The organism is Shewanella sp. KT0246 (genome assembly GCF_019654955.1).
In the GTDB taxonomy this organism is placed as follows: domain Bacteria; phylum Pseudomonadota; class Gammaproteobacteria; order Enterobacterales; family Shewanellaceae; genus Shewanella; species Shewanella goraebulensis.
The window spans coordinates 1-10,692 of sequence record NZ_BPEV01000068.1 but is presented as its reverse complement, the minus strand read 5'-3'; the positions used below and the strand labels follow the sequence as shown (position 1 = coordinate 10,692).

8 protein-coding genes are annotated in these 10,692 nt (G+C 41.7%); 4 read left to right on the top strand and 4 right to left on the bottom strand.

The annotated features are described in order from the left end of the window. Nucleotides 1-1,129 precede the first annotated feature (1,129 nt). The 4 genes from uvrD (at nt 1,130) to K5Q58_RS20020 (ending at nt 6,567) form a co-directional block, all read left to right on the top strand. Nucleotides 1,130-3,298 (top strand): DNA helicase II, encoded by a 2,169-nt coding sequence (gene uvrD, locus K5Q58_RS20035; RefSeq protein ID WP_220755621.1) that lies wholly within the window; start codon nt 1,130-1,132, stop codon nt 3,296-3,298. A gap of 273 nt (nt 3,299-3,571) precedes the next feature. Next, entirely contained in the window at nt 3,572-4,453 is an 882-nt protein-coding gene (ubiA, locus tag K5Q58_RS20030) for a 4-hydroxybenzoate octaprenyltransferase (protein WP_220755620.1), read from the top strand. Nucleotides 4,454-4,565: 112 nt separating this feature from the next. Next, nucleotides 4,566-5,453, top strand: coding sequence for an alpha/beta hydrolase (locus K5Q58_RS20025; RefSeq protein WP_220755619.1), 888 nt, complete (start codon nt 4,566-4,568; stop codon nt 5,451-5,453). 103 nt (nt 5,454-5,556) lie between these two features. Beyond that, complete coding sequence (locus tag K5Q58_RS20020; protein ID WP_220755618.1) at nt 5,557-6,567, top strand: hypothetical protein; 1,011 nt, start codon at nt 5,557-5,559, stop codon at nt 6,565-6,567. Between the two features lie 92 nt (nt 6,568-6,659). On the opposite strand, the gene K5Q58_RS20015 is transcribed toward K5Q58_RS20020, so the two are convergent. From K5Q58_RS20015 to K5Q58_RS20000, 4 genes are all read right to left on the bottom strand, one after another. Further along, nucleotides 6,660-7,238, bottom strand: a complete 579-nt coding sequence (locus K5Q58_RS20015; protein WP_220755617.1) for a nucleoside triphosphate pyrophosphohydrolase family protein — start codon at nt 7,236-7,238, stop codon at nt 6,660-6,662. A 191-nt stretch (nt 7,239-7,429) separates the two neighbouring features. Beyond that, the gene (locus K5Q58_RS20010) at nt 7,430-8,014 is read right to left on the bottom strand and encodes a TlpA disulfide reductase family protein (protein WP_259651407.1); all 585 of its coding nucleotides are present in this window, start codon (nt 8,012-8,014) and stop codon (nt 7,430-7,432) included. Next, nucleotides 8,007-8,489: a cytochrome c-type biogenesis protein gene (locus K5Q58_RS20005; RefSeq protein ID WP_220755615.1), complete on the bottom strand. Its 483-nt coding sequence runs from the start codon at nt 8,487-8,489 to the stop codon at nt 8,007-8,009. Before K5Q58_RS20005 ends, K5Q58_RS20010 begins: the two co-directional genes overlap by 8 nt. Next, a complete protein-coding gene (locus K5Q58_RS20000; RefSeq protein WP_220755614.1) occupies nt 8,486-10,462 on the bottom strand; it encodes a heme lyase CcmF/NrfE family subunit in 1,977 nt (658 codons plus the stop codon). The genes K5Q58_RS20005 and K5Q58_RS20000 overlap by 4 nt, the downstream gene beginning before the upstream one ends. Nucleotides 10,463-10,692: the final 230 nt, after the last annotated feature.

Sequence of the window (10,692 nt, the reverse complement as noted above, 5' to 3'; positions counted from 1 at the left end):
GAATTACGACTTTAGACTTATTTGATGAGCTGTTTGATTTAAATTAAGCCAAATCCCATTATACCTGTATATAAAAACAGTTCATTAGATTGTGCAATCTAGGCTGTAAGGATGGCAACTGTAAAAAGCAATTTCATTTAAATGTTTATGGAAAACGAAGATAAGCATTGTTAAATAGAGCTTTGGTTCTAACTAACTTTGTGGCATAAACGTGTTATAACCACTGACTTTTCACTTCATTTATATTGGGTTGGTTAAAGAAGATCACTACTTCAATCTAATCCATTGCCTGCCGCAGGCTTATGTGCAGATACAACTGCGAGACACTGCAAGTACGTCCCTGTAAGCTCTGCCAAAACATCCATGTTTTGGAAGCTCGCTGCTGCATCTACACTGGGATTATTACTTCTTCGATTTAGCTTCATTTGTGTATCAAGTAGGCTTGAGAACATCAAGAGAATCGCGTGAGTCCTGACATGGATGTCAGGCTAGTTTTCGAGGGGAAGGGACGCCTCCATCGGAAGCGTTAGTGATTTTTGAAGATGATCGAAGCGGAATACAAACGAAGTTTAAAGCTGGATCAATCCCCATCGAAAACCATGCGCTTTTCAGCATTTTTCGTTAGGGGCGCTGAGGGTTTGTTAAGGGGGACAAGCGCTTTCCCCCTTGACTCTGGTGTGGGCGAAGCGCCACGACGTTGATTTTTTTTTCAAAAATAATAAAACAAACTTTGGGGGCACAAACACGTTAGAACTACAAACGAAGTTTAAAACTGGATGATTCTCCGTTGGAAATTTTGCTGTTAAAATTTCGCCGGAGCTGCTGGGACTATGGTTTATAAAGAATCAAGAGGGGTGAGCAGTTTCACCCTTCTTGCTCTGGTGTGGGCGAAGCGCCACGACGTTAATCCAAACGGAGTTTGGAAATAGAGAGAGCACCACGACGTTAACCCAAACTTTAAAATAAACGCATAATTACCTATTTATCTCCTTCTTAATTTGACGATCAATGGACCTCAAGTGAGGTATTCATCGCTTGTTATCCGTGCTTATACGATTAAGCCTCTTTGCACCCTAGGATCAGATGCCATTGAACTGATATACTGCCCGCTTGATTTTTGGGAGGACCAATGGACGTATCATCATTATTAGATGGCCTAAACGAAATGCAACGCGAAGCAGTGGGTGCACCGCTTTCAAGTATGCTCGTTTTAGCTGGGGCAGGCAGTGGTAAAACGCGGGTATTAACCCATCGTATTGCTTGGCTGATGCAGGTTGAACAACAAAGTCCATACTCCATTTTAGCGGTAACCTTTACCAATAAAGCGGCGGCAGAAATGCGCGAGCGGGTTGAGAAGGTCGTCGGCACGAATATGGGCCGCATGTGGATTGGTACCTTCCATGGATTAGCCCATCGTTTACTGCGTACCCATTATCAAGATGCGAACTTACCGCAAAGCTTTCAGATCATCGACTCTGACGATCAATTACGTTTATTGAAACGTATTCTTAAAAGCCTCAATTTAGATGAAAAGCAATATCCACCACGTCAATGCCAAGGTTATATCAATGGCAAAAAAGACCAAGGATTACGTCCAAAGCACATTGATGCAGGCGGCTTTCCTATTGAGCAGAACTTATTAAACATCTACAAGATTTATCAAGAGTCATGCGATCGCGCAGGCTTGGTGGATTTTGCTGAGATTTTACTGCGAGCCCATGAATTATGGCTCAATAAACCTCATGTGTTGGCACATTATCAAGAACGCTTTAAGCACATTTTGGTTGATGAGTTCCAAGATACCAACGCGATTCAGTATGCGTGGATCCGTGTATTAGCAGGTAAATCGGCCAATGTGATGATTGTGGGTGATGACGACCAATCAATTTACGGTTGGCGCGGCGCTCAAGTTGAAAACTTACATCGTTTCTTAACCGACTTCCCAGGTTCAAATACCGTCAGGCTTGAGCAAAATTACCGTTCTACAGCCAACATTTTGAATGCCTCGAATGAGTTAATTGCCAATAACCCTGAACGTTTGGGCAAAAAACTGTGGACTGAAGATAAGGCCGGTGAGCCGATATCAGTTTACTGCGCTTACAACGAAATGGATGAAGCGCGCTTTATTGTCGGTAAAATGGCTGAATGGCATGCTAGTGGCGGCAATCTTGCCGATTGCGCTATTTTATATCGCTCTAATGCGCAGTCGCGTGTACTGGAAGAAGCCTTATTGCATAAGGGCTTAGCTTACCGAATATACGGTGGCTTACGTTTCTTCGAACGCCAAGAAATTAAAGATGCCATGGGTTACATGCGTCTTATCAACAATAAAGATGATGATGCTGCTTTTGAAAGGGTGGTTAATACACCCACTCGTGGTATTGGTAATCGCACCTTAGAAATCATTCGCTCTACTGCCCGTCAGCAAGAAATGACCATGTGGCAAGCAAGCGTGCGACTTATTGAAGAAAAAGTATTAACAGGCCGAGCGGCAAATGCGGTTAATGGGTTTATGGACTTAGTGATTGGTATGCGTACCGACACTAGCGATATGAGCCTTTATAGCATGGCTGACACCGTGATCCAGCGTTCGGGTCTGCGGGCTATGTACGAAGCTGAAAAAGGCGAAAAAGCCCAGTCACGTGTAGAAAACTTAAATGAATTAGTTACTGCAGCACGCAGCTTTGAAATGCCAGAAGAGCTTGAAGATATGGGCGAGTTAAATGCCTTTTTATCCCATGCGGCATTAGAGGCAGGTGAAGGGCAAGCTGATAAGTTTACCGATGCGGTGCAGTTAATGACTTTGCACTCAGCTAAAGGGCTTGAGTTCCCAATGGTGTTTATGGCTGGGGTTGAAGAAGGTATTTTCCCAAGCAAAATGGCGTTGGATGAAGGTGACCGTTTAGATGAAGAGCGCCGCTTATGTTATGTGGGAATGACCCGAGCGATGCAAAAACTCTACATCAGTTATGCTGAGTCTCGTCGTATTTATGGCCGTGAAGATTATGCCAGTCCTTCACGTTTTATTGGTGAAATCCCATCGGAATACGTCGAAGAAATTCGTATGAAAGCGTCGGTATCGGCGCCCTCAATGAGCAGTCGTTTTAACGTACCACGCCAATCAATTGCTAATGACAGTGGCTTTAAAGTCGGTCAAAAAGTGAAGCACTTTAAGTTTGGTCAGGGAATCGTGACCGACTTTGAAGGCACAGCTGATAAAGCCCGAGTTCAGGTTAACTTTACGGATTTTGGCAGTAAGTGGTTATTGGTATCACTGGCAAAGCTAGAGTCTTGCTAGACGGTATATAGATCCAAAGCAGCTTTTTCAGTTGGTGAAGGGCTGTTTAGCTATTCTGAGCCAAATGATCTGATATGGGGTAGCTAGAATAATTGGTATTGGAACGAGATTTTGAGCAAATGGTGACCATTGTCGCTATATCCACGATAAACAAGTGTTTTAAAACGCCCTTAGCATGTTAGATTATTCATTTGGCAAACACACATAAATAACGCCAACCCAGAATGGCGAATAAGAAGTGAATAAACTTCAAAAAGTGGGAGTGAGTTAGCCATGGCAGTATCCTCATGGACACTAAAGCAGAAAATTTCGATATACCAGCGCTTAACGCGCTTAGACAGGCCCATCGGTACATTATTGCTAATGTGGCCATGCTTAATGGCGCTGGTGTTAGCGGCTGGCGGTATGCCAGATATGAAGGTATTAGTTATCTTTGTGTTCGGTGTCTTTATCATGCGAGCTTGCGGCTGTGTCATTAATGATTTTGCCGACAGAAAATTAGATGCTCATGTTGAGCGTACTAAACATCGACCATTAGCTTCTGGAGAAGTCAGCAGCAAAGAAGCGCTGATGTTATTTATCGTCATGGCGCTGATTGCGTTTAGCTTGGTGTTATTTTTAAATCCACTGGTGGTTAAGCTTTCTGTGGTGGGGATTATTCTCACCATTATGTACCCGTTTATGAAACGGGTGACCAATATGCCGCAAATGTTTTTGGGCATCGTCTGGAGTTGGTCAATACCTATGGCTTATGCCGCCCAACTTGGTTATGTGCCTGTTGAGGCGTGGTGGTTATTTGCTGCTAATTGGTGCTGGACTGTAGCTTACGACACTATGTATGCCATGGTTGATAGGGATGATGATTTAAAAGTTGGCATTAAGTCTACTGCCATTTTATTTGGCAGCTACGATCGCCAGTGGATAGCCTTATTTCAACTAGCGGCTTTAGTTTTCTTTATCTTAGCGGGTTGGTCAGCTGAACGTGGTTTGTTTTACGGCATTGGCATTAGCACATTTATTCTTTTTAGTGGTTATCAGCAGTATCTGATCTTTGGCCGCGAACGGGCGCTGTGTTTTAAGGCATTTTTAAATAATAACTGGGCAGGATTCGCCTTATTTATGGCTTTAGCCGCTGATTATATGTTGCCCTACTAATATAAATTAAAAACTATCAGCCAAAAACGGTACAATAGCGTGGAGAAGGCTGAGCTTAAATGAGACTCAGCACCAATAAATCGCGCTAAAACAACATCAACAAGGATAGCTGATGCACACTTTTTTATTGCTGGTTGTAGCGGCAGCCGGGCTGTTTTTATCAGCCTTAGCGACACCAGTAAAGGCTGATGATGCCTTTTCCATTCCTAACTCCACGTCGTTTACTTTAGAAGACTCAGATAGAAGCTATAAGGTGTTTGTTAAGTTACCTAATAGCTATCAAGAGAACGATCCCGCTCAGTATTACCCAGTGATCTATATGACTGATGCCATGTATAACTTTCAAGTGGTTTCAGGTGTTACTCGTCTGCCAATGAATATGCGCCAAATGCAGCAAGCCATTTTGGTCGGCATTGATTGGCAAGAAGGTATGAGCCCAGCCGCCAGTCGTATTCGTGACTATACACCTAGTGCAGATAAAGGCTGGAAACGTAAGACGGGTGAAGCCGAGCGACATTTGAGTTTTATCGCTAATAAATTGATGCCCCACATTAATAAAACCTATCGCACTATTCCGAACCAAAACACCCTTGTGGGTCACTCTCTAGGTGGGTTGTTTGGCGCATATAGCTTGCTGACTCAGCCTGAGCTGTTTAGTAATTACCTACTGAGTAGCCCATCATTTTGGTTTAACGACAAACAACTGATGAAGCAGTTTCGTTCCAGTGACTTTATGCTTAAAAGCATCAATGCCAATGTGTTTATTGCCATTGGCGAATACGAAACGGCTGAGTTGACTGATTTTGGCCATGATATGGTTAATGATGCGAAGGAATTTAAAGCCATCTTGGAGCAAAAAAATAGGCTATCGGCGACCCAAGGGATTAATCTCAAATTACAGGTCATTGCCGAAGCGGATCATAGCATGGCATTTCCAACGGCCGCGATACAAGGTCTTAGCTGGTTTCTGCCTCAGCAAAATAGGTTGGCTTTGCACTAATCTGCGAATTCAACAATCAATTATCTCAACAATCAATTATCTCAACAATCAATTATCTCAACAATCAGCCACCTCACCGTTTTAGCGTTACAAGGAGTGTATTGTGAAACGTTCTATGAAATTTCGTTTGGGCTTTTTAGCCCTTGCTATTATCAGTTATGTCATCGGTTTTCAGGTGTTACCAGAGCAACTTAATAGTGCTTATGAGATGACAATTGTCGGTGGAATGTCTGCACTGTATTTCTTGGTTTTACCGATCTTGTATTGGATAGCGATTATCAATATTGGTCAGCAAAAACCATGGAAAATATTGATGATTCTAAGTTTGAGTGCGTTGATGGCTCGTTTGAGTTTTCCGCCAGAAATTGCCAGCTATTTTGAATTTATGATGTGGATTAAATATCCGGTTATAGTGATTATCATTCTACTGGAAATGTATTTGCTCATCAGTGTGGTGAAAGGGTTATGGCATGCGAGAAAACTCAAAGGCGATCCGAGAATAAAAGCATTGAACATGAATAAGGATGAGAAAAGCCAAATGGTGGGCATGATAATGGCGGGTGAAGCGGCTAATTGGTTTTACAGTATCCCTAAATTTAGTGCTAACCACCCCAAAGCAATAGCCAATATTAGGTTAATTAGCGCCAATATGTGGTTCATGTGGTTAATGATTTCATTATGTTTTTTAGGCTCTACCATCGCGTATTTATTATTGGTGGATTGGAGTGAAATTGCTGCGGTATTAGTGTCAGCGATTGTGGGCTATGGCTTTTTGAGTTTTATTGCCAACTACAGATTATCTCGTCATTACTCACTGTATATGCACGATGAAAAATTGGTGGTTAACAATAGTATGTGGGGCTTACTCATGGTTGATATCAACGATATTAAATCAGTGACTATCGCTGAAACGGCTAAAAGTACTGCAGAAGAAATCTTATTTGTTGGTCGCGGTGATACTGCCAATGTGATTGTCGACTTTAAGCAAACTCAGCGATATTTTGGCGCCATGGGACAAATGCCTGAGCCAATTGAACAATTGCTATTAGTGCTTGATAAACCACAGCTGCTGAAGTTAGTTATCGAAGACTGCCAACAACAAGCAGAGGCTTAGCGGTAACTACATCTTCATTTTCAACATACAAAAATGCGCCCAACCTAAGGTTGAGCGCATTTTATTATGTTAAGTAGTTACGCGAATGGTATTTAGTTCGTCACTAAGTTCTCTAAGTCAGCAGGGCGGTAATAAACGGATTTTAATACCTTACCTTGGCGAACGACTTTACCCGCCATTTCTACGTCTTTTGCGCACTTGGCAATGATAAACTCGCCTTTGGTGCTGCCAACAATTTCAACGCCTTGCTTGGCATAATGCGCGACTGTTTCGGCTAATTCTTGCTCATTACGGCACACTTTACTCATGTTGCTTGAGTGGACTTCATCCCAACACTCAATAAAGTTAATCTCACGATTGTTAGCCACACATAAAAGCAAATCAACTAAGTAGCTAATTTCTATGCGGTCAGTGATTTTGCTAGCGCCTAAATGTACTAAACGCCCCATAAGCACATAAACCGAGTCAATGATGGCGTCAGCTTGCTCAACACGGCAATCAGCTTCAGCTAGTTCTGTTAACTCTTCAATGATGAGTGAGGTATGAAGGGTATCCGCTTTATCATCTAGGCTTGTCGCATCTTCGATAGGTAAATCAAAAGTGCTGCGGAATTGTTTGATATCTCGGTATAGGTGGTCAAATGTTGCTTGGTCTAAAACAGATAACTTCATGGTTCAATAAGCCTAGAAAATAGAAATAGGCGATTATGGTAATGAATTACATTAAGTTCTACAAGACAGACGGCGGCGCTATCAAATGATATCGCCGCCGTGATAAATAAAAAAAACCGCTCGGTTAACAGGGATTGAGCGGAGGTTGAAAATTAACCTTTTATGATGATGAAACTGTTTAACTGATGCCGTTATTTATGAGCATATTTAGCAATAAGATCGTCTATAAATGGCTGAACGCCGTCATCTGTCCAATCAATGTAACCACGAACAAAGCCAACGAGATTGCCTTGACCGTCTAAGATGAAGCTAGCCGGTATTAAGTCAGCAGGCATGATGTAATCAATGTTCTTTTCAGGGTCTATCCAAGTGGCGTAATCTTCAAAACCGTGTTCTGCAAAAAAGGGAGCGATATTGCTTGGGTCTTCATCAATGGAAATAGGCACAAGAGCGAAATCTTTATCTTGATTGCGCACTTTAATATCTTGCATTGCAGGGATCTCTTTAATGCAGGGAGCACACCAAGTTGCCCATAGATTGACCATGACCAATTTCCCTTGGTATTGCTCTAAATTTACCGGGTTTTGCTGCTGATCTTTAAAATCAATGTCTTTAATTTTTCTAGCATTTTTAAGTTCAACAAAACGAGACATCACCATTGGTTTTTGCACTGGTTCGCCAGTTTGGTAAACCTTGACATCATTTGGCGCTGCTGCGGTATTTAAGTGAAGACTGCCTGTGAGTAATAGCATGGTTAGTGGTAGTAATTTATTCATAATAATTCTCATAAGATGTGGTTTCAGTCGTGGCTTGTTGTTTTCTGATCCAAGCGATGCCTCCAATGGCAGCAAGTAGAATTAATCCAAATGGAATAACCCATAACGCTAACGTGCCTAATTTAAGGCTTGGGGTGTAGCGGATCCGTTCGCCAAATCGCGCAACCATAAAATCAATGATTTGTTGTTTAGATTGACCTTCGTCGAGCTTTTTAAAAATATGTCCCTTGAGCTCATTAGCTATTTGGGTTTCTGAATCAAATAAATTGCGATTGTCTGAAGAAGGACAGCGCAGCTCTTGAGCGATTTCAAAACCAAGCTGGCGCTTCTCATCGGCAGAGTATTGAGCACGTGAAAATTGTTTGTTGTCCGTATTGGCATCGGCAGTCAACGCGAAACAAATAAGCCAGACAGCTAAAAGCAAAGTTAATACTGGACTAGTTAATATATTGAAGACGCGTTCTAATTGATTCATGAGGTGGCCTCCCGCAGTTTCTTGGAGCTGTGGCTATTTACATGTGAAGTCGTGCTTTGTTGAACGCTTTGTTCTCTGCACCCAAGAACAACACCACATCCAGCTAGCATCATTAATAAAGCGCCTATCCACAGCCAACTAACCATAGGTTTATAACTAATGCGGATGAGGTATTCTGTCTCATTAAGTTGATTTCCCATTGAGACGTATAAGTCTTTCCCTATAGTGGAGTACACTCCTGCCGCTGACATTTGCATACCGTTGGTTTTGAATGTTTGGCGTTGTGGGTATGCGTAACCAACAATATTTTCTTCATCATCTGTAATGCGAATATTGGCTTGCAGTGCATCATAGCTGTTGGTCGATACTTGTTGGGTTTGTTCGAATACGAAAGTGTATCCGGCAAGCTCACGTCCTTGGTTTGGCCCCATGCTTAGCACTTCTTCTTGCTCGAGGTTTGATACCACAGTACCAGCAAAAATAGCGACTGCGACGCCCAAATGAGCAACGCACATAGCATAAAAACGGCGAGTTTGTATTAAAGAGCTGGCATGCAATTGATGTTGGATCATGGCAATGATTAAGGTGAGTACCAACCAAGTCACCGACATTAGTCCAATAAAGAACCAAGCATTAGCTTGTTCAAACGATTGGTTGATGATGGCTGCTAATACAACTGAAATGACAAATAATAATGCCGGCACTTTCAAGTTACTCGTTTTATCTAGTTGCCAGCGTAGTAACGGTGCTAGCCCCATAAGCAAACTAAGTATGACTAAAATGGGCACAAAGATACTGTTGAAGTAAGGTGCACCAACCGAGATGGTGACACCTGTGATGACGCGATAAATGATTGGATAGTAGCTACCTAAAAGTACCGATAAAGCCGCTACGACTAACAGTAAGTTACCCATCAATATCAGGCTATTGCGAGAAAGTAAGGCAAATTTATCAGTGGTCTTAATGTGATGGGAACGCGCAGCAAATAACGCTAGAGCACTGCCTGAAAACACCAGTAGTAATAGTAGAATAGACATGCCTCGAGTAGGGTCAGCGGCGAATGCATGTACTGATTGCACGACGCCTGAACGAACAATAAAGGTGCCTAGCAAACTTAATGAAAAAGCAAGAATGGCTAAGAAAAGAGTCAGTTTTTTACATTGGCTTAGGCGTTCGCTCATAATCACAGAATGAACGAGTGCTGTAGCAACTAACCATGGAATAAATGATGCGTTTTCTACAGGGTCCCAAAACCACCATCCTCCCCAGCCTAGTTCGTTATATGCCCACCATGAACCGAATGCATTTCCACCTGTTAAGAATACCCATGCCAATATCGCCCAAGGGCGCAAGTAACGGGCGTGTTGTTTTGAAAACTGTTTGCCCATGAGTACTGCCACAGCTGCGGCGAAGCATACTGTGAGCCCGACATAACCTAAAAACAGTAAAGGTGGATGAATGATTAAGCCGATATTTTGCAAAATAGGGTTAAGGTCGCGACCTTCTATTGGGAAATTCGGCAATAAACGCATAAACGGGTTAGAAGTGAAAATGATAAACAAGCTAAAACCAAAAATAATGGCAGCTAAAACTGAAACCGTACGAATAAAGAACTGATGATCTTCTTTATTAGCAGTATTTGCTATGACTACTGTCCATAGAGCAATTGCACTGACCCAAAACAGCATAGAGCCTTCATGGCTGCCCCATATCGCCGCAATTTTATAAAAAGGCGCTAGTTGTGTATTTGAATGGTCAGCAACATAAGCGACAGAGAAATCGTTGGTTAAAAAACTAATACCTAGGCATATTATTGCGCCCATAAAAGCCGATAACATCATATTACTGATAGGGCGTGAATAACTCACCAAATAATCATTTCTCTTATATATCCCCATCATAGGAATAATAGCTAACAATAATGATAACCCAGTGGCTATTATTAAGAGTAAATGTCCAATTTCTGGGATCATATTATTACCTATTCAATTAAAAACTGATTAATAGTTTATTTTTAACTTGTTCAATATTTATTTTAACAAGTCTAATCCAATATTAATTAATGTTAGTCTTCTTGTTGCTTGCTTAATATTTGTCTTTAAATAAAAGCTAAGGTGGAGGTTATCTTTCTTGTATGAATTTTTCTGTGAGGTTGATCTTATTAATTTTGCTGATTTTAATGTTGAATTGTTTTTATTTTATA

Bases quoted from the DNA above. Each gene is read 5' to 3' on its own strand.
- K5Q58_RS20000 (WP_220755614.1), bottom strand. From the start codon at position 10,462: ATGATCCCAGAAATTGGACATTTACTCTTAATAATAGCCACTGGGTTA.
- K5Q58_RS20005 (WP_220755615.1), bottom strand. From the start codon at position 8,489: ATGAATCAATTAGAACGCGTCTTCAATATATTAACTAGTCCAGTATTA.
- ubiA (WP_220755620.1), top strand. From the start codon at position 3,572: ATGGCAGTATCCTCATGGACACTAAAGCAGAAAATTTCGATATACCAG.
- uvrD (WP_220755621.1), top strand. From the start codon at position 1,130: ATGGACGTATCATCATTATTAGATGGCCTAAACGAAATGCAACGCGAA.
- K5Q58_RS20015 (WP_220755617.1), bottom strand. From the start codon at position 7,238: ATGAAGTTATCTGTTTTAGACCAAGCAACATTTGACCACCTATACCGA.
- K5Q58_RS20025 (WP_220755619.1), top strand. From the start codon at position 4,566: ATGCACACTTTTTTATTGCTGGTTGTAGCGGCAGCCGGGCTGTTTTTA.
- K5Q58_RS20010 (WP_259651407.1), bottom strand. From the start codon at position 8,014: ATGAATAAATTACTACCACTAACCATGCTATTACTCACAGGCAGTCTT.